Raw genomic sequence first — 21060 nt, forward strand, 5'->3', positions numbered from 1 at the left:
CCGATGCCACGCACGCCTCCTGCTCCGGCATCCGCCGCTGCCCTGCCCTCGCTGGATCGGCTGCTGCGACAGCCGGCATTGTCCGAACTGATTGAAGGCCACGGCCGCAGCCGTATCACCCAGCTGCTGCGTTCGCACCTGCAGCAGCTACGCGATCGGATCAGCAGCGGGCAGTTGTCCGCCGAGCAACTGCAACAGGCGGTGGACGGCCCGGCGCTGGTCGCCGCACTCAACGCAGCGTTCACCGCCGATGCACGCTTGGACCTGCAGCCGATGTACAACCTGACCGGCACCGTACTGCACACCAATCTGGGCCGCGCCCTGCTGCCCGAGGCTGCGGTACGGGCGGTGACCCGCGCGATGACCGCACCGGTCGATCTGGAATTCGACATCGGCCGTGGCCGCCGCGGCGACCGCGATGCGCGGGTGCAGGCGCTGGTCTGCGAATTGACCGGCGCCGAAGCCGCTACCGTGGTCAACAACAATGCGGCAGCGGTCCTGCTGCTGCTCAACAGCCTGGCCAACCGCCGCGACGTGGTGGTGTCGCGCGGCGAACTGGTGGAGATCGGCGGTGCCTTCCGCATTCCCGATGTGATGCGCAGCGCCGGCGCGCGGCTGCTGGAAGTGGGTACCACCAACCGCACCCATCCGGCCGACTTCGCCAACGCCATCGGTGCGCGCACCGCGCTGCTGATGGAGGTGCACGCCAGCAACTACGCGATCTCCGGTTTCACCGCCAAGGTCGAGACCGCGAAGATGGCGACGATCGCGCACGAGCATGGCCTGCCGCTGGTGGTGGACCTGGGCAGCGGCAGCCTGTGTGATCTGGCCCTGTTCGGCCTGCCGCACGAGCCGACCGTACAGGAAACGCTGGCGGCCGGTGCCGACCTGGTTTCGTTCAGCGGTGACAAGCTGCTGGGCGGACCGCAGGCCGGCATCATCGCCGGTCGCGCCGACCTGATTGCACGGATCAACCGCAACCCGCTGAAGCGGGCGCTGCGCATGGACAAGATGGGGCTGGCCGCGCTGGAAGCGGTGCTGGCCCTGTACCGCGAACCGGAGCTGCTGGCGCACAGGCTGCCGACCCTGCGCACCCTGTCGCGCACGCAGGACGACATCGATGCGCAGGCACAGCGCCTGCTGCGGCCGATGCAAGACGGGTTGGCATCGGAGTACGGCCTTGAACGCGCGGCGATGCACAGCCAGATCGGCAGCGGTGCGCAACCGCAGGTACAGCTGGCCAGTGCCGGACTGCGCATCACCAGTACACGCCGAGGCGGACTGGATCGCCTGGCCAAGCGCCTGCGCCAGCTGCCACGGCCGATACTGGGCCGCATCGCCGATGACGCATTGTGGCTGGACCTGCGCTGTCTCGAGCCTGCGGACGAAGCCGACTTCCTCGCGCAATGGAGCACGCTGCAGGCATGATCGTCGGCACCGCCGGGCATATCGACCATGGCAAAACCAGCCTGGTGCGGGCACTGACCGGCATCGAGACCGACCGCCTGCAGGAAGAGCGCACGCGCGGTATATCGATCGAACTGGGCTACGCCTATGTCGCCGTTGAAGCCGCCGCCGGAGAAGGACCCGCTGCCACGTTGGGCTTCGTCGATGTGCCCGGCCACGAGCGCTTCGTACACACCATGGTGGCCGGAGCCACCGGCATCGACGTCGCGTTGCTGGTGATCGCCGCCGACGACGGTGTGATGCCGCAGACCCGCGAGCATCTGGCGATCCTGCAGCTGCTGGGCGTAGACCGTGCCGCGGTGGCGCTGACCAAGATCGACCGCGTGGATGTCGCACGCCTCGCCCGGATCGAAATCGAGATCGCTGCACTGTTGGCCGGCACGCCACTGCAGGACGCCCCCGTGTTCGCCTGTAACAGCACGTCACCTGAAGACACAGGTGTCAGCGCACTGCGTGCCCGCCTGCACGCGTGGGCTGCGGACGATGCCAGCACGCGCCAGGCCGAACTGCGCAGCGAACTGTTCCGCATGCCGGTGGACCGCGTGTTCTCGCTGGCCGGCCACGGCACGCTGGTGACCGGCGCAGTGCATGGCGGCGTGGCTACTGTTGGCGAACATCTGCAGCTGATGCCGGCCGCCACCGACGTTCGCGTGCGCAGCATCCACGCGCAGAACCAGGCCAGCGAACAGGCGTTGGCGGGGCAGCGCTGCGCGCTGAACCTGGCCGCCATCGCCCGCGACGACATCACGCGCGGTGACTGGATCGCCGACCCACGTGCGCTGCTGGCCACCACCCGCGTCGACGTGCGCCTGCGGCTTTCCGCGCGGGAAGCCCCCCTGCGCGACTGGGCGCCACTGCATATCCACTGGGGAACGATGCACCGGCAGGCCCACGTGGTGCTGCTGGAGGACCATGACCACGGCGATGGTCAGCTCGTGCAGCTGGTGTTCGATGCACCGGTCTGCGCGATGTGCGGTGACCGCTTCATTGCCCGCGATTCGGCCGCGACCCGTACCCTGGGCGGGGGTGTCGTGCTCGATCCGGATCCTCCGCAGCGGCGTCGGCGCAGCCTGGCTCGCCTTGCTTTGCTGGGTGCACTGGAGCAACTGGCGGCCGGAGCAGGGGTTGGCCCGCTGCTGCGGCAGGCCCCTTCCGGCATCCCCCTCGGCGCTCTGCAGCGCTACTGCCGGCGCGCCGCCGACCGGATCGACCTGCCCGACGACGCGCGCCGCATCGCCACCCGCGAAGGCACGGTGATCATCCTTACCTCGCACTGGCAGGCATTGCGCGAGCAGGTGATCGCCTCGCTGCGCGGCTGGCATGAACGACGCCCGGACGAACCCGGCGTCGACGGTGGCCGCCTGCAGCGCAGCACCCTGCCTGCGTTGGCAACCAGCCTGTGGAACGCCCTGCTGCAGGACCTGCTCGACGATGGCAGCGTGCAGCGCGCGGGCACATGGTGGCGCTTGCCCGGCCACGATCACGCACCGCCGGAACGCGAACGCCTGCTGCTCGAACGCGTGCTGCCGCAACTGCACGCGGGCGGTTTCGACCCGCCGTGGGTACGTACCCTGGGGGCCGACATCGGCCTGGCCGAGGATGAGCTCCGCGCGGTCCTGCGCCGCGCTGCCGCGCGCGGCGAACTGTTCCAGGTGGTGCCCGACCTGTTCTATGCACCGGCCCGCATCGCCGAGCTGGCCGCGATCGTCGCGCAGCTGTCACAGGCCAGCGGCACGGTGGATGCGGCGGCGTTCCGCGATGCCATCGGGCTGGGCCGCAAACGCAGCATCCAGATCTTGGAGTTCTTCAATCGCGTTGGCTACACTCGACGCGTCGGTGACCAGCATCGGCCGCGCGGCGACCTGCAGTGGAACGCAGCCCGCGACTGAGCCCACCGGCATCGCGGTACTTTCGGAAGGCATGCGCATCCGGGCATGCGGCTGGGCTTCAAACCCAGTAGGGGGCGTCGATCGTTCCCTGGTAGGTTCGACTCCTGCTGCCTTCCGCCATTCGTGTTTCCGCAGGAGATGTCGGCATGGCCACGCACGCGCAGTCCCCCGCTCCTTCAACGGCCGATGCCCCGCAACGACTGACGTCTCTCGCGCATGGCGGCGGCTGCGGCTGCAAGATCGCGCCGGGTGTGCTGACCGAACTGCTGCGCGGGGTTCCGGCACTTCCCGCACCGGTCGAACTGCTAGTCGGCCGCGAGACCAGCGACGACGCCGCGGTGTACCGCCTCGATGACCACCAGGCGATCGTCGCCACCACCGATTTTTTCATGCCGATCGTCGACGACCCGTTCGACTTCGGCCGCATCGCTGCCACCAATGCCTTGTCGGATCTGTACGCGATGGGCGCGCGCCCGCTGTTCGCACTGGCCATCGTCGGCATGCCGATCAATACCCTGCCGCAGGACACGATCCGCGGCATCCTGCAGGGCGGCGAACGCGCCTGCGCCAATGCCGGCATCGTGGTGGCCGGCGGCCACAGCATCGATTCGGTGGAACCCATCTACGGCCTGGCTGCCATTGGTGTGCTCGATCCGCAACGGCTCAAGCGCAATGCCGATGCCCGCGCCGATGACGTGCTGGTGCTGGGCAAGCCATTGGGGGTGGGCGTGTATTCGTCAGCACTGAAAAAAGAAGTACTGGATGCCGAGGGCTACCGGCAAATGGTCGAGTCGACCACACGCCTGAACAGCGTGGGCATGCCCCTTGCCGCGCTGGACGGCGTGCACGCGATGACCGACGTCACCGGTTTCGGCCTGCTCGGCCACCTGCTGGAAGTGTGCCGCGCCAGTGGCGTGGCCGCCGAGGTGGACAGCGCGCAGATCCCGTTGCTGCCGCAGACGCTGGACCTGCTGCAACGCGGCTGCGTGACCGGCGCCTCCAACCGCAACTGGGCCTCGTATGGCGCCGAGGTGCGTTTCGCCGAGGGCACGGCGGCGCACTGGCAGCCACTGCTGACCGACCCGCAGACCAGTGGTGGCCTGCTGGTGTCCTGCGCCCCGGAGGCGGTGGATGCGGTACTGGCCTGCTTCCACGACGCCGGGTTCGGCCAGGCGGCCGTGGTGGGGCGCTTGAGCGAGGGAGCGCCGGGCGTCAGCGTGGTTTGAGATGTTCTTGCCTCGGGCGCGCGTCTCCCGTCGATGAGATCCGCAGCCATGGCGGCGGCACCACTTCATCGGCTTGCTCAGATAACGTGCCACTGAGAGCAATCTCATCACTATTAAAGCATGCTTTAATAGTGGCCGGGATTCTTAAAGATCCCTTTAACAACGCCTCGCCAGGAGCGCAAATGCCCAGGACCACCGGCACTTATACCACCACCGATTCGGGTGGCGAGCTTGTCAAGGCCTTCGTGCCCCATCCATTGCCGCCCACGATGCCGCCCCTTGACCCTGCTTGCTACATGGCCAATGCGGCAGCCGAGGCGGCGCTGGGACGGCTCTCCGCCATGTCAGGTTTGGTCGCTTCTGCTGAATGGCTGATCTACAGCTCCATCCGCAAGGAGGCCTTGTTGACCTCCCAGATGGAAGGCACTCAGGCGACACTGACGGATCTGCTGGATCAAGAATCCGGAATCGACGTGGCTAGTACCACAGACGTTAGCGACGTGACGAATTACCTGCAAGCGTTCGCGTATGTGCGAGACCAGCTGAAGCACGATCGGGGCCTGCCGATCTCAACGCGCCTGCTGTGCGAAGCACATAGCATCCTTTTGAACAGTGCGCGCGGCGAGCAGAAGCTACCTGGTGAAGTGCGCCGCTCCCAGAACTGGATCGCAGGTACCCGGCCAGGCAATGCTCTTTACGTCCCCCCGCCTCACATGGAAGTCGGACGGTTGCTGGGTGAGATGGAGCACTATATCCACGAGACTACGACAGACCTTCCTCCTCTGGTCCGCATTGCCTTGATCCATGCGCAGTTCGAAACGAGCCACCCGTTCCTTGATGGCAATGGGCGCATAGGCCGCTTGCTGATTGCAGCATTGCTGGAAGACTGGAAGCTGCTGCCGGAGCCACTGCTCTATGTCTCTGGCGAACTCAAGAAACATCAAGCCGAGTACTACCGGCTCCTGTCGGCCATCCGCGCCGATGGCGACTGGGAGAGTTGGATCCGCTTCTTCCTCGACTGCACGACCGAAGCCGCCGAGAACGCCCAAAGAAACATCATCGACATCGCCTCACTCATCGCAGCCGACCGGAGAAAGGTCATGGCTGCGAAAGACGGCACGGTGCAGGCGATCCGCTTGTTCGAAATGCTGCCTACGATACCGCGCTTCACCATTACATTTGCAGCTGAAAGGCTGGGGGTGACATTTCCCACCGCCAGTGCGGCTGTCAAAGTCCTGCAAAGCGTTGACGTCCTTGTCGGTACCGAGAATCAGAAACGGAACCAGCAGTTCAGCTACAAGCAATACACCGAACTGCTGCAGCGCTAGGGAGGTAGGCGCAGCCCGCGCATCGAAGTGAAGACGTTGAATCGCCCCCTAATGCGTACCCAGGCGGATCAACGATCCCCCATCACACGCTCGTCCCAACCGCCAGGGCACGCATCTTCGATGGCCTGACGGCACGCCCGGCCACGCACTCTCACTCGATGTTCTGCACCTGTTCGCGGATCTGGTCGATCAGCACCTTCAGCTCCACCGCCGCATTGGACGTACGGCTGTCCACCGACTTGGAGCCCAGCGTGTTGGCTTCGCGGTTGAACTCCTGCAGCAGGAAGTCCAGGCGGCGGCCGACCGGCTCGCGCTGCTTGAGCACGCGGCGGATCTCGACGATGTGGCTGCCGAGGCGATCCAGTTCCTCATCCACATCCAGCTTCTGCAGCCACAGCACCAACTCCTGCTCGGCGCGGCCGGGGTCGACCGGATGCGGCAGGTCAGCCAGGCGGGCGGCCAGCTTGGCGCGCTGGCCGTCGCGAATGGCCGGAATCAGCGTGCGCACTTCGGTGGCGATGCGTTCGATGCCGTCCACGCGCTCGCTGATGGCAGCGGACAACTTGCCGCCTTCACGTTCACGGGCTTCGACGAAACCGTCCAGCACCTGGTCCAGCAGCGCAAGGGCCTCGGCCTGCAGCGCGGCAGCATCGGTGGCCTCGCCGCGGGTGACGCCCGGCAGCTGCAGCAGATCGGTGAAGCTGACCTGCAGGTTGGGGAAATCGGAGGTCAGGCGGTGCGCCAGGCGACCCAGCTGGCCCAGCAGGGCCTCGTCCACCTGCAGGTTGGCGGCGGCTTCCGGCGCGCGCAGGCGCATCACCAGATCCAGCTTGCCACGGCTCAGGCGCGCGGCAATGCGCTCGCGCAGCTGCGGTTCCAATGCCCGCAGTTCATCGGGCAGGCGCGTGCCGACCTCCAGGAAGCGGTGGTTGACCGAGCGCAGCTCGCAGCCCAGCGTGCCCCACGGGGTGACCCGCTCGCCGCCGGCATAGGCGGTCATGCTTCGAATCATGGAATGTGTCCGGTGCGTGCAAAGGGGGAATGGTACCCTAGCGCCCTCACCAGAGCCCCTTGCCCGCCCCGTGAAGGCCGCGGGCGTGGCGGCGTACTCCCTCGACATTACGGAACCCGCACCATGTCCGATTCCCGCCCCAGCGGCCGCCAGCCCGACCAGCTCCGTCCGGTCGTCATCCAACGCGGCTTCACCCGCCACGCCGAAGGTTCGGTGCTGGTCTGCTTCGGTGAAACCCGTGTGCTGTGCACCGCCAGCGTCGAGAACCGCGTGCCGGGCTTCCTGCGTGGCAAGGGCGAGGGCTGGGTGACCGCCGAGTACGGCATGCTGCCGCGTGCCACCCACACCCGCAGCGACCGCGAAGCCGCACGCGGCAAGCAGGGCGGTCGCACCCTGGAGATCCAGCGCCTGATCGGCCGCAGCCTGCGTGCCTGCGTGGACCGCAATGCACTGGGCGAGCGCACCATCACCCTCGACTGCGACGTGCTGCAGGCCGACGGTGGCACCCGCACCGCTGCCATCACCGGCGCCTACGTGGCCCTGGTCGATGCGGTGAACGTGCTGATGAAGCGTGGCGACATCAAGCGCAACCCGATCCTGGGCGCCGTGGCAGCGGTGTCGGTGGGCGTCTACCGCGGCACCCCGGTGCTGGACCTGGACTACGCCGAAGACAGCGACTGCGACACCGACATGAACGTGGTGATGAACGACGGCGGTGGCTTCATCGAACTGCAGGGCACCGCCGAAGGCCATGCCTTCCGTCGCGACGAACTGGACGCGCTGCTGGGCCTGGCCGAAAAGGGCGTGCGCGAGCTGCTGGACGCGCAGCAGGCAGCGCTGTCGGCATGAACCGGCGCCTTGCCCTGACCACGCTGGTGGTGGCCGACTACGACGAAGCCATTGCCTGGTACACCGGCAAGCTGGGCTTCGCGCTGCTGGATGACATCGACCAGGGCCACAAGCGCTGGGTGGTGGTCGGCCCGACCGACGGCAGCGCCGCCGCACTGCTGCTGGCACGCGCCAGCGACGACGAGCAGCGCAGCCGCATCGGCAACCAGACCGGTGGCCGCGTCGCCTTCTTCCTCAACACCGACGACTTCCACCGCGACCACGCAGCGATGCTGGCCGCCGGGGTCGAGTTCCTGGAAGCGCCGCGCGAAGAACCCTATGCAACGGTGGCGGTGTTCCGCGACCTGTACGGCAACACCTGGGACCTGCTGGAGCCCCGTCAATGAAGCAACTGGTACTGGCCAGCCACAACGCTGGCAAGCTGGTGGAAATGCAGGAGATCCTCGCCGATCTGCCGCTGCAGATCACCTCGGCCGCCGAGCTGGGCCTGGGCGACGTGGAAGAGACCGGCCTGACCTTCGTCGAGAACGCGCTGCTGAAGGCGCGCGCGGCCTGCGAAGCGACCGGGCTGCCGGCGCTGGCCGATGACTCGGGCCTGATCGTCGATGCCCTCGGCGGTGCACCAGGCCTGTACAGCGCGCGCTATGCCGGCCATCCGACCAACGCTGCGGCCAACAACGCCAAGCTGCTGGAGGCGATGGCCGATGTACCCGATGGCCAGCGCGACGCCCGCTTCTATGCGGTGATCGTGCTGCTGCGCCACGCCACCGACCCGCAACCGCTGATCTGCGAAGGTCGCTGGGAGGGGCAGATCATCCGCGAACTGCGTGGAACGAATGGTTTCGGCTACAACCCGGTGTTCCTGGATACCACCCACGGCCTGACCGCCGCGGAGATGGAGCCGGCACTGAAGAACGCCATCAGCCACCGTGCCCTCGCCCTGCAACAGCTCAAGCAGCAGCTGGCGACGCTGTACTGACGCCACCCGATCGAACCAGGGAAGCCGGCCAGCGGCCGGCACTACCGAAGAAGCCCATGCCGCACGCCCACGACCACTGCAACCACCTGCCCGGCGAAGCCTGCTCCGCTGACCACGACAGCCCGCCGCGACTGGTGCCACCGCCGCTGTCGCTGTACGTGCACCTGCCGTGGTGCGTGCGCAAATGCCCGTACTGCGATTTCAATTCGCACCAGGCCAAGGGCGAGCTGCCGTTCGATGCCTACATCGATGCGCTGCTGCGCGACCTCGACCAGGACCTGCCGCTGGTCTGGGGCCGGGTGGTGCACAGCGTGTTCTTCGGTGGTGGTACGCCCAGCCTGTTCCCGCCGGAAGCGATCGACCGCTTCCTGCAGCAGGCCAGCGCACGCCTGCGCTTCGCGCCCAATGCCGAAATCACCCTGGAAACCAACCCGGGCACCGCCGAACACGGCCGCTTCGACCGCTATCGCGCAGCCGGCGTGAACCGCCTCAGCTTCGGCATCCAGAGTTTCGACGATGCGATGCTCAAGCGCCTGGGCCGCATCCACGACAGTGGCGAGGCCGAGCGCGCGGTGAAAATGGCGCAGGACGCGGGCTATGACAACTTCAACATCGACCTGATGTACGCACTGCCGGAACAGACCCTGGCCGGTGCCGAGGCTGATCTGGAACGCGCGTTCGCGCTGCAGCCGGCGCACATCTCGCACTACCAGCTGACCCTGGAACCGAACACGGTGTTCTTCGCGCGGCCGCCGCAGGGCATTCCCGATGAAGACAACGCCTGGGACATGCAGGAGCACTGCCAGGCGCTCCTGGCGCAGGCCGGTTTCGGCCAGTACGAAGTCAGTGCCTACGCCCGCCCCGGCCGGCAGAGCGCGCACAACCTGAACTACTGGCGCTTTGGCGACTATCTCGGCATCGGTGCCGGCGCGCACGGCAAGATCAGCTCCGGTGCAGAGGAACACGTGCTGCGGCGTTGGAAACTGAAGCATCCGCAGGCCTACCTGGACAGCGCTGGCACGCCAGCCTCGTTCGGCGGTGACGAGGTGATCGCGCCCGAGCGCCTGCCGTTCGAGTACATGCTGAATCTGCTGCGCCTGCATGAAGGCTTTGGCCTGCGCGATTTCGAGTCGCGCACCGGGCTGCCGCGCAACGTGCTTGATGCGCCGCTGGCCGAGGCCGTGCAGCGCGGTTGGCTGGACGTGACGGATGGCCATGTGCAGCCGACCGAGCTGGGCCGTCGTTTCACCAACGATGTGGTGAGCCTGTTCCTGGAGGAATGATCCCTTCCGCCGTAACGGGTAGTGCCGGCCGCTGGCCGGCAATCCGATAAAGACAGAGTTGCCGGCCAGCGGCCGGCACTACCGTTCATCCACCGGGCATGGCCCGGCGAACAAGGTGCACATTCACCCTAAAGTAGCGCCGACAGCGGCCGACACGGTAGATTCACCAGATCGATCCGCGGGAATCCGGGTACCGCCTGCCGATGTCAGCTGTCTTTTCCATCACTCCTGCCGACAAGAACCGCCTGGCCGCCAGCGACCTGCCACCGCGGGTGCGCGAACTGCTGGGCGCGTTGATCGGCCTGTGCCGGCAAACGCTGGCCGCGCCGCTGATCCTGACCGTCGAAGCGCTGGAGCAGACCCTGCTGCACGACGCCGACCGCGCGCGCAATCCGCAGCAGCAGTCCGAACTGATGGCCCAGCGCGGCCAGCTGCACACCTTCTCCGGTCACTTCGCCGACCGCATGCTTGATGCCGTTGCCGAAGCACTGGCACGCCTGCGCGAGCCGGCTGCCGCCGCCACGAGCAGCACGGCTCCACCACCGCTGCCCGGCATGCTGGGGCTGTCGCTGGTGGCCGAGCATGACGTCGACCGCGACCTGCTGCTGACCGAGATGGTGCGGCGGGAAACCCTGCGCTCGACCAACACGCTGAACCTGCTGGGCCAACGACTGGGCGTGCTTGCCGCAGCGCCGGCTTTCGAAGCCGACACACTGCCACTGGCGCCGCAGGCGCTGTGCGCGATGGTGCGCAGACTGGCCGAACAGGATGCGCTGGGCGCCGAGGTGCAGCTGGCGCTGTACCGCAGCTTTGAACGGCAGGTGCTGGAGCGGCTGGGTGATGTACTTGACCGCGCCAATGCACTGCTGGCCCAGCACGGCGTGCTGCCGGGGCTGGTCTACACCCCCTATCTGGCGCGTTCCTCGAGCACGCGGCGGATCATCACCCAGTCGGTGGGTGGCGGCCGCACCACGCAGCCCGCAAAACGCGCCGCTGCGCCACTGACCGGCTGGAACGGTTCTGCCCCCTCGGGCTCCTGGTCGAGCCTGGTGCAGGACGCCTTCAACGAGGGCGGCGCTGCCGGCCCCGCCACCACGCCTGGATTGACCACGTCCACCGGCAGCGCACTGCATGAGCTGTTGCAGCAGGCACGCCATGCCAGCGCCGCACCCGCGGACAGCGGCGCCGTACCCAGCGCTGCGGTGGACGCCATACTCGCGCGCCTGCAGGCCCAGTCCAGTGCCGCCACCGGCGTGGCCGACCTGCAGGCCGCCGTCGTCGCCCAGCTGCGCAGCGAGCACGGCGCGCAGGCCCAGCTCGGCAGCCACGACCGCGACAACCTCGACCTGCTGCGCCTGTTGATGCAGCAGGTGCAACAGCAACAGCGCCCCGACCCGGTGCCCGCCGCATTGCTGGCGCGCCTGCAGGTACCGCTGGCGCGGGCTGCGATGGCCGACCCGGGCTTCTTCGTACGCGACGAACATCCCGCGCGCGAGCTGCTCAACCAGATCGCCGAGGTCGGCGCCAACTGGCTGGGCGACGATGATGTCGACCCGCAGCTGCTGCAGCGCATGGCGCAGAGCGTGCAGGGCCTGCTCGGCCAGGATGCACGCGCGCCGGAAGCCTTCGCCGCTGCCAATGAAGATGTGCAGCAGCACCAGCGTGCCGCCGCGCATCGTGCCGAACTGGCCGAACGCCGTCACGTGGAAGCTGCACGCGGCAAGGAACGGCTGGAACTGGCCCGGCGCCAGGCCAGCGCCCGCATCGATCAGTGCTGCGATGCGCAGGAGCCACCGCGCTTCGTGCAGACCCTGTTGCGCCAGGCCTGGGCCGATGCCCTGACCCTGACCCGGCTTCGCCATGGCGACGACTCACCACAGTGGCAGGAGCGCCTGCAGCAGACCGAGCGCATCGCAGCGGTGACCGCACAGCCGGTAGATACCGCTGTCGGCACCGATACGGTGCTGGCCGCCGAGGTCGAAGCAGCCTTGCTGCAGGTTGGCTACCACGCCGAGGAAGCCGCTGCCGTCGCCCGCCGCCTGGCCACGCCCGGTGGCGAGGATGACAGCACCTCGCGTACCGAACTCAGCGCCCGCCTGAAGGCACGCGCGCGCCTGGGTGAACATGCCGGCACGACCGCCGGTACCGCTGCCGACGCACCGCGCAGCGATTCCGAAGAAGCGGCGTACCAGCTACTGTCGACGCTGCCGTTCGGCAGCTGGTTCGACATCGACAACGACGACGGCACCCTTCGCCGCCAGCGACTGTCCTGGTACAGCCTGCTGACTGGCCACGCGTTGCTGGTCAACGCACGCGGGCAGAAGATCGCCGATACCGACCTGGATACGTTGGCCCGGCAGATCAGCGCTGGCCATGCGCAACTGGTCACCGAGGACAAGGGCCGGCTGGTCGACCGCGCCTGGCAGGCCAGCCTTGGCGCATTGCGCACACTGGCCGGTGATCGCACGCAGGAGACCCACGCATGAAACCCGTCCCGCCGCAGGACACGCGCCGCGCACCGCGCCGCCAGGTCTCGGACCTGGTGCCGGTCACCGACCAGATGCGCGAATGCGTGGTCGGCCGCCTCGGCAATGTCTCCGAGACCGGCATGCTGATGCTGGCCAGCGCCCCGCTGCGCGAAGATGCGCTGTACCAGCTGCGCTTCCCGCTGCCGATGGGTGATGGCCGCCAGGAAGCGATCGATGTCGGCGTGCATCTGCTGTGGAGCGAGCCGGCGCACGTACCTGGACAGAGCTGGACCGGCTTCCGCTTCCTGACCCTGTCACGTGAACATCGGCAGCTGCTGCGCCAGTGGGTGGGCGAGGACAGCGACGAGGGACCGCTTTCGACGGCCTGAGTGCCGGTTCCGGCACAGCGGTTTTTCGCGGTATGCGGCAGAATCTAGGGCCGTTTTCCGTGTCGAGCCACCGCAATGATCCAGCAAGACCCCGGCGCCCTGTATTCCGACCACCTGGCCGTGCTGTGCCGACGCGCCGAACAGGCACTGGCCCGCGGCGGCTTCGACCATCTGGTGGTGCCCAGCGGTACCCTGCACTACCAGGTGTTCGACGACCGCGACTACCCGTACGCGGTGAACCCGCAGTTCAAGGCCTGGCTGCCGCTGACCCGCGTGCCCAACAGCTGGATCGTATTCACCCCCGGCAAGCGCCCGGCCGTTATCTTCCACCAGCCGTTCGATTACTGGCACGTGGTACCGGACGCACCCAGCGGCTGGTGGGTGGAGCACTTCGACATCCACATCATCCGCAAGCCCGAAGAGGCGCTGGCGCTGCTGCCGGCCGATCCGTCGCGCTGCGCGATCCTCGGCGAGCCGCAGAGCGCGCTGGGCAGTTATGTGCCGAACAACCCGGCACCGGTGGTGAACTACCTGGAATGGCACCGCGGCAGCAAGACGCCGTATGAAATCGCGTTGATGCGCCAGGCGCAGGTGCTGGGCGTGCGCGGCCATCGCGCCGCCGAGGCCGCATTCCGCAACGGCGCCGACGAGTTCAGCATCCACATGGCGTACTGCCAGGCCGTGGGCCAGGATGCCACCGAGCTGCCGTACGGCAACATCGTGGCGCTGAACGAACACGCCGCCGTGCTGCATTACACCGAGCTGGGCCGCAAGGCGCCGCAGCCGCTGCGCAGCTTCCTGATCGATGCCGGCGCCAGCGCGTACGGCTACGCCAGCGACATCACCCGTACCTACGCCGCGCACGGTCACGATGAATTCGCGGCGATGATCGCTGCCGTCGATGCCGCGCAGCAGCAGATGTGCGCGGCGGTGCGCCCGGGCTTCGACTACAAGCAGCTGCACGTGGACGCGCACCTTTCGCTGATGGGCGTACTGAAGGACTTCGGCGTGATCAAGGTGTCGCCGCAGACCGCACTGGAGACCGGCGTCAGCGCCGCGTTCTTCCCGCACGGCATCGGCCATCTGATCGGCCTGCAGGTGCACGACGTGGCCGGCTTCGCGGCCAGCGACGAAGGTGGCCGCATCGAGCGCCCGGCCGGCCATCCGTACCTGCGCCTGACCCGCGTGCTGGAACCGGGCATGGTGGTGACCATCGAACCCGGCCTGTACTTCATCGACATGCTGTTGAATGAAGTGAAGGACGCCGGTCATGGCGATGCGATCAACTGGGACCGCGTGGACTTCTTCCGTCCGTATGGCGGCATCCGCATCGAAGACGAAGTGCTGTGCACCGAGGGCGAAGCGGACAACCTGACGCGGCCGGTGTTTGCGGCGGCGAACGGCTGAGCCCCTCGTGGTTGGTCGCTGAAATCAGAAGCCGCGCTTGGCCGGGCGGGGTGGGTTTGCAGGACACGCCGTAAACCCATCCATGGGGGCTCGATGGCGCCATCCATGGCGCCAACGGTCCTGCAAACCCACCCCACCCGGCCTTTGACAGTTTCCTGCCGCGTCCAACCACGGAAAAGAAAAAAGAAAAGCAGAAGCGGGTCGCTCGCTGCGCTCGCTCTGTGTCGACCAAGGTCGACACCTACCAACAGCCGCGCGTTCCAACGGCCGCAGTCGCCAGTAGATCCACGCCATGCGTGGAGGATTCATTCGATATCTGACAGATGTGCCGACCAACGGTCGGCACCCACCAACAGCCGCGTGAACCTGTCGAAGGCGGGGCACGGTGGGTTTACGGGGTGTGAACCGCATGGATGCGGCGACCAAGCCTCCAGGGATGGATTCACGGCGTCCCCGCAAACCCACAGTGCCCCGCCATCCCACGGATAGCCCGCTTTGGCCTTGGCTTTGGCTGTTGCCTCTGCGGGTGCAGGGCTGCAAGCCCTGCCGAAACCCCTTACCCCGCCATCACCGCTTCGATCTCGTCAGCGCTGCGCGCCAGGCCCTCGGTCAGCACGCGATGGCCGTCATCGGTGATCAGCACATCATCCTCGGTGCGGATGCCGATACCGCGCCAGCGCGGTTCCACCGTCGTATCGTCCACGCCGATGTACAGCCCCGGCTCGATGGTGAACGCCATGCCCGGCTCCAGCAGGCGCGAATCGCCGGCCAGGCGGTAGTCGCCCACGTCGTGCACGTCCATGCCGATCCAGTGCCCGGTCTTGTGCCGGTAGAAGCGCTGGTACAGGCCCTCGGACAGGTTCTTTTCCAGCGTGCCCTTCAACAGGCCCAGCCGCAGCAGGCCTTCGGTCAGGGTCTGCACCGCCGCCAGGTGACCCAACTCGTAAGCCACGCCCGGTTTGGCCTGGGCCAGTGCCGCGGCCTGTGCATCGCCGACCAGGTCGTGCAGCGCGCGCTGTTCGGCACTGAAACGGCCGTTCACCGGGAACGTGCGGGTGATGTCGCTGGCATAGCCACGGTACTCGGCACCGGCATCGATCAGCACCAGCTCGCCGTCACGCGAACGTGCGTTGTTGTCGCGGTAATGCAGGATGCAACCGTTGCGGCCGGCACCGACAATGCTGCAGTACGCCGGCACCGCATCGCTGGCACGGAACACCCGCTCCAGTTCGGCCTGCAGTTCGTACTCGTGGATGCCCGCCTTCGCCGCCTTCATCGCCGCCAGATGTGCGCGCACGCTGATCTGCGCGGCGTGGTGCATCAGCGCCACTTCCGAACCGGACTTGAACAGGCGCTGCTCATGCAGCAGATGGCCCAGCTCCAGGAACTCATGTGGCGGCTGCGCACCGTGGCGCACCTGCGAACGAACGCGGTTGACCCAGCCGATCAGCTTCAGGTCGAAGTCGGCATCGCGGCCGAAGTGGTAATAGACGCGCGAACGCCCTTCCAGCAGGCCCGGCAGGATCTCGTCCAGATCATCGATCGGATAGGCATCGTCCATGCCGTACTGCGCCACCGCGCCTTCCTGGCCGGCACGCCCACCGTCCCAGGCTTCGCGCTCGGCGTCGCGCTCACGGCAGAACAGGATGGCCTCGCCGTGGCGGCGGCCCGGGATCAACACCAGCACCGCTTCCGGCTCCGGGAAGCCGCTCAGGTACTGGAAGTCCGAATCCTGCCGGAACGGGTAATGGGTATCGAGGCTGCGCACCTTCTCGGCGGCGGCGGGAAGCACCAGGATCGCATCCTCGCCGGCCATGTCCATCAGCTGGCGGCGCCGACGCTTGTATTCGCCGGCCGCGATGCCGGTGCGCTGCTTGATGTCCATCAGTTCAGGCGCTGCCGATGGCGCGAGGCCAGCACCACGTCACCGTGCAGCAGCAGTACCGCCACGCGGATGAATTCCTCGATCTCGGACAGGGCTTCGTCATCGTCATCGCCACCGGCCTCGAAATCCTCGCTGGAGGCACGCGCCAGGCTGGCCATGTCGGTCAGCGCTTCTTCGCCCTCTTCGGACAGGGTCGGGCGGCGGCCGCCGCTGCCCAGGCCGAAGCCGCCCAGGAAGGAACGGGTCCAGCTGAACATGGCATCAGCCTGCGCGGACACGTCGTCGCCATCGGTCAGCAGCAGTTCGAAGGCGAAATCGCGGTCTTCCAGTTGCTTGATGGTGACCTGCAGCAGCTGCCCCAGCACGCTGTCGGCGGCCACCGGCGGCAGGTTGTCGTCGGCCAGCACACGCGCCGGCCAATCATTGCCGGGGGCACCGCCGGCGGCCAGCCAGCCGCACAGTGCGCCGTGCAGCTCGGCAGCGGTGGCGCCCAGGCCCAGTTCCTGGCTGGCGCGGGTAACGTCGTCGACGGAGGGAAGTTCGGTCATCGTGCGGCTCGTTCGGATAAGGAAACCAGGAGCGCGCACGCGCGCGCCCGTGAGACCGCCTAGTGTAGCAACCCGACGGCCTCCTCCCCGTGGCCGCCGGGCCTTGCTGCGACAGCGCTTGACCGCCCTTGCCCCGCTTGCCTATCGTGCCCGCATGGAACCCGCCGATCCCCTTGCCCAGCTGCAGGACTTCGCCGCCCGCGTGGAAGCGTTGCTTGAACGCAACCAGCGGCTGGCCGAGGAGAACCGCAGCCTGCGCCATCAGCAGGAACAACTGGTGGCCGAGCGCTCCACGCTGCTGGCCAAGAACGAACAGGCGCGCTCGCGGGTGGAAGCAATGATCAGCCGGCTCAAATCCCTGGAGCAGCACACATGAGCGCCGAACCGGTCAGTGTCCGCATCCTCGATCGTGAATACACCGTGGGTGTCGGCGGCGATGAACGCGACAGCCTGATGGCCGCCGCGCGCCTGCTCGATGCACGCATGCGCGAGATCCGCGGCAGCAACCGCATGGCCGCGGTGGACCGCATTGCGGTGCTGGCCGCGTTGAACCTGGCCCACGAACTGCAGCTGCTGCGCGACGAAAACGCCCGCCAGGCGGTGGCGCTGCAGCAGACGCTGGCCGACCTGAACCGACGTCTGGACCGCGCGATCGACGGCACCCCATAGAAAAAGGGGACGGAGGGGATTAAGGCGCATTCGCCCCTTCTGTGCTGGAAACGTCTTAATCCCCTCCGTCCCCTTTTCTCATATCTGAATTGGCACGGACTGTTGCCGACGAACGGCCTATCCAGATCCTGCGTGCTGGCTATAATGGCCACGCGTTCTCTGCGGTACTCGACGGCATGTGCAAACATTCGCCTTGTCCCTTAAGAACGACACCGGGAGCGCGACAGCGCCGGGAGTGCAGGTCCGCCTTGTAGCGGGAAGCCCGATGGTTCTCCAGCGTTCCCACTTGAGCCCCCGGGTTCAAGGTCGTTTCGCATGCATCGACATTGCGGAGAATGCAATATTCCAGCAAGGGCGGCGTCTTCGGGCGTCGCCCTTGTTCTTTCCGGCACAATGACGGCTGATCCTTGCCGCACGCTGCCATGACCGACCCGCGCCAGGCCCTGCGCCACGACCTGCGGCAACGCCGCCGCGACCTTTCCGCCGCTGAGCGCATTGCCGCCGCCGAATCCCTCGCCGATGCCCTGCTGGCCCTGCCGTTCGCCCCGCGCGAAGGCGCCGTGGCCGGCTACTGGGCGCTGGATGGCGAAATCGCCCTGCACCGGTGGCAGTTGCAGTTACCCGACACACTGACCTACTGCCTGCCGATTCTGGCCGGCGACACGCTGCGCTTCGCGCCATGGCGGCCCGGGCAAGCATTGACCAGCAACCGTTACGGCATCCCCGAGCCGGATGTGGCCGTGGAAGACACCCTGGAACCGGCGCAGATGGCGCTGGTGGTGACCCCGCTGGTGGGCTTCGACACACAGTGCCGGCGGCTGGGCATGGGGGGCGGCTGGTATGATCGCAGCTTCGCCTTCCGCCACGACCGGCCGGCGCCGCCCTGGCTGGTCGGCGCTGCGTTCGCGGTGCAGCAGGTCGAGTCCTTGCCGGTGGCGTCGTGGGACGTGCCGGTGGATGCGATCTGCACCGAAGACGGCCCCCTGTTCCCCTCCGCTGCCCCCGTGAACGCATGACCGCCCGCAAGCGCTACTGGCTGATGAAGTCCGAACCGGACGCCTTCTCCATCGATGACCTGGCCAAGGTCAAGGTCGAACCCTGGAACGGGGTGCGCAACTATCAGGCGCGCAACTTCATGCGCGATGGCATGCAGGTGGGCGACGGCATCCTGTTCTACCACTCCAATACCAAGGTGCCGGGCATCGTCGGCCTGGCCACGGTGGCCAGCCCAGCCTACCCGGACGACACCCAGTTCGACCCCAAATCCGACTACCACGACCCCAAGAGCACGCGCGAAAACCCGCGCTGGATGCTGGTGGACGTGGCCTTCGACCGCAAGCTCAAGCAGGTGATCGCGCTGGACGAGATCAAGCTGCACGCCGAAGAGCTCGGCGAAGGCTTCCCGCTGGTTGCCAAGGGCAACCGCCTGTCGGTGTTCCCGGTGACCGCCGCGCAGTGGAAGCTGCTGCTGTCGCTGGAAAAGAAATCCTGATTCCCTGCCTGAGAGTTCTCCCATGTCCGAAGCCAAGCGCCTGGCCGCCGAGAAAGCCATCGAGTACGTTGAAGACGGCATGATCGTCGGTGTCGGCACCGGTTCCACCGTGGCCTATTTCATCGATGCCCTGGCCCGCATCCAGCACCGCATCAAGGGCGCCGTGTCCAGCTCCGAACAGAGCACCGCGCGCCTGAAGCAGCACGGCATCGAGGTGATCGAGCTGAACCACAGCGGCAACCTGTCGCTGTACGTGGACGGCGCCGATGAGTGCGATGCCAACAAGTGCCTGATCAAGGGTGGCGGCGCCGCACTGACCCGCGAGAAGATCATCGCCGAGGCCAGCGAGCGCTTCATCTGCATCGTCGACCCGAGCAAGCAGGTGCCGGTGCTGGGCAAATTCCCGCTGCCGGTGGAAGTGATCCCGATGGCGCGCAGCCTGGTCGCCCGCCAGATCCGCGACATGACCGGCGGCCAGCCGACCTGGCGCGAAGGCGTGGTGACCGACAACGGCAACCAGATCCTGGACATCCACAACCTGCAGATCACCGACCCGGAAAAGCTGGAGCGCGAGCTCAACCAGCTGCCGGGTGTGGTCTGCGTCGGCCTGTTCGCGCGCCGTCGCGCCGACGTGGTGATCGTCGGTGGCGAGCCGCCGGTCGTGCTCTGACCTTTGCAAGGATCCTGACGATGTCGCTGTTGCGTTCGCTGCTGATGCTTCCGCTGCTGGCCCTGGCCGGCTGTGCCACCGATGCGGCCCGCCACTGGGTCGAGCTGGATGGCGCCCGCTACCAGGTGGAGCTGGCCACCAACGATGAAACCCGCGCGCGCGGGTTGATGTTCCGCGACCAGATGGCCGCCGATCACGGCATGCTGTTCATCCACGACCGCGAGGAAATGCAGGCGTACTGGATGAAGAACACCAAGCTTGCGCTGGACATCCTGTACTTCGACAGCCAGCGCAAGCTGGTCAGCCAGCAGCGCGATGTGCCGCCGTGCTCGGCCGGCGACATGTGCCCGCCCTACCCCAGCGGTGGACCGGCGCGCTATGTGCTGGAGCTCAACGCCGGCCAGGCCGAGAAGCTCAAGCTGAAGGACGGCACCGAGCTGACCTTCGGCCCGGGCATCGAAAAGTAAACGATGCGGCCGGCCAGCGGCCGGCAACCCTGCAGGGGTCAGATCCCTTTCGCACGCGAAAGGGATCTGACCCCTGACTTTTTCACGCGACACCGCTTGAAACCGCCTGCAATTGCCGCCAGTCTGTGGTCATGCAGGACCGGATCTCACTCCCCGACTGGGATGCACTGGCCGACCTCGAAGACGAGGCGCTGCCACTGTTGCCGACCGCGCTGCTGATCGCGCGCGATGAATACCCCGATCTGCAGCCGTCCACGTACGACGCGCTGATCCAGAGCCACGTCGACCACCTCCGCTCGGAAGTGGACAGCATCGATAACAGCCCGCTGAAGATGGCGGCAATCAACCGCCACCTGTTCGACGAGCTGGGCTACAGCGGCGACCACGACGAGTACTACGACCCGCGCAACAGCTACCTCAACCAGGTATTCGAGCGCCGCCTGGGCAACCCGATCTCGCTGGCACTGGTGCAGATGGAAGTCGCGCGCCGGCTGGGAATCCCGCTCGACGGCGTGTCCTTCCCCGGCCACTTCCTGGTGCGCCTGCCGGTGGACGACGGCGTGCTGGTGATGGACCCGTTCAATGGCGGCCGCCCGCTGGACGTGGACGAACTGCGCGAGCGGGCCAAGTCACACCTGGGCGGGCAGATGCCCGACGACCAGGTGCTGGCGCAGATCCTCGACCCGGCCCCTGCGCGCGCAATCCTGATGCGGATGCTGCGCAACCTGCACGGCGTGTATGCCGAAGCGGGCGAATGGGACCGCGCTGCACGCAGTGCCGACCGCCTGCTGAAACTGGCCCCGGAGCAGGACGACGCCCTGCGCGACCGTGGCCTGGCCTACCTGCAGCTGGAGTATCTGGCCGGTGCCCGCCATGACCTGGGGCAGTACCTGAAGCGCAATCCCGAGGCCAGCGATGCGCAGTGGCTGCGCGAGAAGCTGATCGACCTGGGTGGACCGGTGCCGCGGCTGCATTGAGGATGTCGGTGTGTGGACCAACGGTCCACACCCACCGGATGGGCCGGGTGGCCCA

Annotated in this window: 21 protein-coding genes, 1 tRNA gene and 1 other RNA gene; 20 read left to right on the plus strand and 3 right to left on the minus strand. The window is 67.2% G+C overall.

All coding sequences use genetic code 11. The annotated features are described in order from the left end of the window. Positions 1–3 precede the first annotated feature (3 nt). The 5 genes from selA to AC3ITW_RS17850 all read left to right on the plus strand — a co-directional run bounded on the left by selA (position 4) and on the right by AC3ITW_RS17850 (position 5910). Complete coding sequence (gene selA / locus AC3ITW_RS17830) at positions 4–1428, plus strand: L-seryl-tRNA(Sec) selenium transferase (RefSeq protein ID WP_489389805.1); 1425 nt, start codon at positions 4–6, stop codon at positions 1426–1428. Beyond that, a complete protein-coding gene (gene selB / locus AC3ITW_RS17835) occupies positions 1425–3356 on the plus strand; it encodes a selenocysteine-specific translation elongation factor (RefSeq protein WP_489389806.1) in 1932 nt (643 codons plus the stop codon). Before selA ends, selB begins: the two co-directional genes overlap by 4 nt. 24 nt (positions 3357–3380) lie before the next feature. Further along, positions 3381–3476 (plus strand) — tRNA-Sec (locus AC3ITW_RS17840). Positions 3477–3502: 26 nt separating this feature from the next. After that, positions 3503–4582, plus strand: a complete 1080-nt coding sequence (gene selD / locus AC3ITW_RS17845; RefSeq protein WP_012511998.1) for a selenide, water dikinase SelD — start codon at positions 3503–3505, stop codon at positions 4580–4582. A gap of 182 nt (positions 4583–4764) precedes the next feature. Beyond that, positions 4765–5910 (plus strand): Fic family protein, encoded by a 1146-nt coding sequence (locus tag AC3ITW_RS17850; protein WP_489389807.1) that lies wholly within the window; start codon positions 4765–4767, stop codon positions 5908–5910. 151 nt (positions 5911–6061) lie between these two features. On the opposite strand, the gene AC3ITW_RS17855 is transcribed toward AC3ITW_RS17850, so the two are convergent. Then, positions 6062–6922: a YicC/YloC family endoribonuclease gene (locus tag AC3ITW_RS17855; protein WP_012511999.1), complete on the minus strand. Its 861-nt coding sequence runs from the start codon at positions 6920–6922 to the stop codon at positions 6062–6064. 123 nt (positions 6923–7045) lie between these two features. Here AC3ITW_RS17855 and rph point away from each other — a divergent pair, with 123 nt between their 5' ends. The 7 genes from rph (at position 7046) to pepQ (ending at position 14297) form a co-directional block, all read left to right on the plus strand. Next, the gene (rph, locus tag AC3ITW_RS17860; protein ID WP_012512000.1) at positions 7046–7771 is read left to right on the plus strand and encodes a ribonuclease PH; all 726 of its coding nucleotides are present in this window, start codon (positions 7046–7048) and stop codon (positions 7769–7771) included. After that, a complete protein-coding gene (locus AC3ITW_RS17865) occupies positions 7768–8157 on the plus strand; it encodes a VOC family protein (protein ID WP_006389719.1) in 390 nt (129 codons plus the stop codon). Before rph ends, AC3ITW_RS17865 begins: the two co-directional genes overlap by 4 nt. After that, positions 8154–8750 (plus strand): RdgB/HAM1 family non-canonical purine NTP pyrophosphatase, encoded by a 597-nt coding sequence (gene rdgB / locus AC3ITW_RS17870; RefSeq protein WP_006389722.1) that lies wholly within the window; start codon positions 8154–8156, stop codon positions 8748–8750. Before AC3ITW_RS17865 ends, rdgB begins: the two co-directional genes overlap by 4 nt. Positions 8751–8806: 56 nt before the next feature. Further along, a complete protein-coding gene (gene hemW / locus AC3ITW_RS17875) occupies positions 8807–10033 on the plus strand; it encodes a radical SAM family heme chaperone HemW (protein ID WP_065723796.1) in 1227 nt (408 codons plus the stop codon). Between the two features lie 203 nt (positions 10034–10236). Next, positions 10237–12519, plus strand: coding sequence for a DUF1631 family protein (locus tag AC3ITW_RS17880; RefSeq protein ID WP_006389792.1), 2283 nt, complete (start codon positions 10237–10239; stop codon positions 12517–12519). Continuing rightward, entirely contained in the window at positions 12516–12890 is a 375-nt protein-coding gene (locus tag AC3ITW_RS17885) for a PilZ domain-containing protein (RefSeq protein ID WP_006389793.1), read from the plus strand. Before AC3ITW_RS17880 ends, AC3ITW_RS17885 begins: the two co-directional genes overlap by 4 nt. A gap of 75 nt (positions 12891–12965) precedes the next feature. Beyond that, positions 12966–14297, plus strand: a complete 1332-nt coding sequence (gene pepQ / locus AC3ITW_RS17890) for a Xaa-Pro dipeptidase (RefSeq protein ID WP_100435202.1) — start codon at positions 12966–12968, stop codon at positions 14295–14297. A 556-nt stretch (positions 14298–14853) separates the two neighbouring features. On the opposite strand, the gene AC3ITW_RS17895 is transcribed toward pepQ, so the two are convergent. Together AC3ITW_RS17895 and AC3ITW_RS17900 are read right to left on the minus strand one after the other, a co-directional pair. Next, positions 14854–16176 carry an aminopeptidase P N-terminal domain-containing protein gene (locus AC3ITW_RS17895; protein WP_087943715.1) on the minus strand — a complete coding sequence of 441 codons (1323 nt, stop codon included), beginning with the start codon at positions 16174–16176 and terminating at the stop codon, positions 14854–14856. A gap of 5 nt (positions 16177–16181) precedes the next feature. Next, positions 16182–16730: a YecA/YgfB family protein gene (locus AC3ITW_RS17900; RefSeq protein ID WP_032128368.1), complete on the minus strand. Its 549-nt coding sequence runs from the start codon at positions 16728–16730 to the stop codon at positions 16182–16184. 154 nt (positions 16731–16884) lie between these two features. On the opposite strand from AC3ITW_RS17900, the gene AC3ITW_RS17905 reads away from it, so the two are divergent. The 8 genes from AC3ITW_RS17905 (at position 16885) to AC3ITW_RS17940 (ending at position 21005) form a co-directional block, all read left to right on the plus strand. Continuing rightward, a complete protein-coding gene (locus AC3ITW_RS17905; protein WP_005410898.1) occupies positions 16885–17106 on the plus strand; it encodes a TIGR02449 family protein in 222 nt (73 codons plus the stop codon). Continuing rightward, complete coding sequence (locus AC3ITW_RS17910) at positions 17103–17399, plus strand: cell division protein ZapA (protein WP_006389797.1); 297 nt, start codon at positions 17103–17105, stop codon at positions 17397–17399. The genes AC3ITW_RS17905 and AC3ITW_RS17910 overlap by 4 nt, the downstream gene beginning before the upstream one ends. A gap of 153 nt (positions 17400–17552) precedes the next feature. Beyond that, a non-coding RNA gene (gene ssrS / locus AC3ITW_RS17915) (6S RNA) lies at positions 17553–17738 on the plus strand. An 83-nt stretch (positions 17739–17821) separates the two neighbouring features. Next, positions 17822–18415, plus strand: a complete 594-nt coding sequence (locus AC3ITW_RS17920; protein ID WP_006389798.1) for a 5-formyltetrahydrofolate cyclo-ligase — start codon at positions 17822–17824, stop codon at positions 18413–18415. Then, on the plus strand, positions 18412–18891 hold the full coding sequence (locus tag AC3ITW_RS17925) for an EVE domain-containing protein (protein ID WP_032128370.1): 480 nt from the start codon (positions 18412–18414) through the stop codon (positions 18889–18891). The genes AC3ITW_RS17920 and AC3ITW_RS17925 overlap by 4 nt, the downstream gene beginning before the upstream one ends. Positions 18892–18913: 22 nt before the next feature. Continuing rightward, complete coding sequence (rpiA, locus tag AC3ITW_RS17930) at positions 18914–19561, plus strand: ribose-5-phosphate isomerase RpiA (protein ID WP_006389802.1); 648 nt, start codon at positions 18914–18916, stop codon at positions 19559–19561. 20 nt (positions 19562–19581) lie between these two features. Continuing rightward, positions 19582–20028 (plus strand): DUF192 domain-containing protein, encoded by a 447-nt coding sequence (locus AC3ITW_RS17935; RefSeq protein WP_012512009.1) that lies wholly within the window; start codon positions 19582–19584, stop codon positions 20026–20028. Between the two features lie 131 nt (positions 20029–20159). Further along, positions 20160–21005, plus strand: coding sequence for a SirB1 family protein (locus tag AC3ITW_RS17940; RefSeq protein WP_010484022.1), 846 nt, complete (start codon positions 20160–20162; stop codon positions 21003–21005). Positions 21006–21060: the final 55 nt, after the last annotated feature.

This window comes from Stenotrophomonas sp. KH_052, assembly GCF_057838755.1.

Coding starts and splice junctions, on each gene's coding strand:
- selA (WP_489389805.1), top strand. CDS start 4: ATGCCACGCACGCCTCCTGCTCCGGCATCCGCCGCTGCCCTGCCCTCG.
- selB (WP_489389806.1), top strand. CDS start 1,425: ATGATCGTCGGCACCGCCGGGCATATCGACCATGGCAAAACCAGCCTG.
- selD (WP_012511998.1), top strand. CDS start 3,503: ATGGCCACGCACGCGCAGTCCCCCGCTCCTTCAACGGCCGATGCCCCG.
- AC3ITW_RS17850 (WP_489389807.1), top strand. CDS start 4,765: ATGCCCAGGACCACCGGCACTTATACCACCACCGATTCGGGTGGCGAG.
- AC3ITW_RS17855 (WP_012511999.1), bottom strand. CDS start 6,922: ATGATTCGAAGCATGACCGCCTATGCCGGCGGCGAGCGGGTCACCCCG.
- rph (WP_012512000.1), top strand. CDS start 7,046: ATGTCCGATTCCCGCCCCAGCGGCCGCCAGCCCGACCAGCTCCGTCCG.
- AC3ITW_RS17865 (WP_006389719.1), top strand. CDS start 7,768: ATGAACCGGCGCCTTGCCCTGACCACGCTGGTGGTGGCCGACTACGAC.
- rdgB (WP_006389722.1), top strand. CDS start 8,154: ATGAAGCAACTGGTACTGGCCAGCCACAACGCTGGCAAGCTGGTGGAA.
- hemW (WP_065723796.1), top strand. CDS start 8,807: ATGCCGCACGCCCACGACCACTGCAACCACCTGCCCGGCGAAGCCTGC.
- AC3ITW_RS17880 (WP_006389792.1), top strand. CDS start 10,237: ATGTCAGCTGTCTTTTCCATCACTCCTGCCGACAAGAACCGCCTGGCC.
- AC3ITW_RS17885 (WP_006389793.1), top strand. CDS start 12,516: ATGAAACCCGTCCCGCCGCAGGACACGCGCCGCGCACCGCGCCGCCAG.
- pepQ (WP_100435202.1), top strand. CDS start 12,966: ATGATCCAGCAAGACCCCGGCGCCCTGTATTCCGACCACCTGGCCGTG.
- AC3ITW_RS17900 (WP_032128368.1), bottom strand. CDS start 16,730: ATGACCGAACTTCCCTCCGTCGACGACGTTACCCGCGCCAGCCAGGAA.
- AC3ITW_RS17905 (WP_005410898.1), top strand. CDS start 16,885: ATGGAACCCGCCGATCCCCTTGCCCAGCTGCAGGACTTCGCCGCCCGC.
- AC3ITW_RS17910 (WP_006389797.1), top strand. CDS start 17,103: ATGAGCGCCGAACCGGTCAGTGTCCGCATCCTCGATCGTGAATACACC.
- AC3ITW_RS17920 (WP_006389798.1), top strand. CDS start 17,822: ATGACCGACCCGCGCCAGGCCCTGCGCCACGACCTGCGGCAACGCCGC.
- AC3ITW_RS17925 (WP_032128370.1), top strand. CDS start 18,412: ATGACCGCCCGCAAGCGCTACTGGCTGATGAAGTCCGAACCGGACGCC.
- rpiA (WP_006389802.1), top strand. CDS start 18,914: ATGTCCGAAGCCAAGCGCCTGGCCGCCGAGAAAGCCATCGAGTACGTT.
- AC3ITW_RS17935 (WP_012512009.1), top strand. CDS start 19,582: ATGTCGCTGTTGCGTTCGCTGCTGATGCTTCCGCTGCTGGCCCTGGCC.
- AC3ITW_RS17940 (WP_010484022.1), top strand. CDS start 20,160: ATGCAGGACCGGATCTCACTCCCCGACTGGGATGCACTGGCCGACCTC.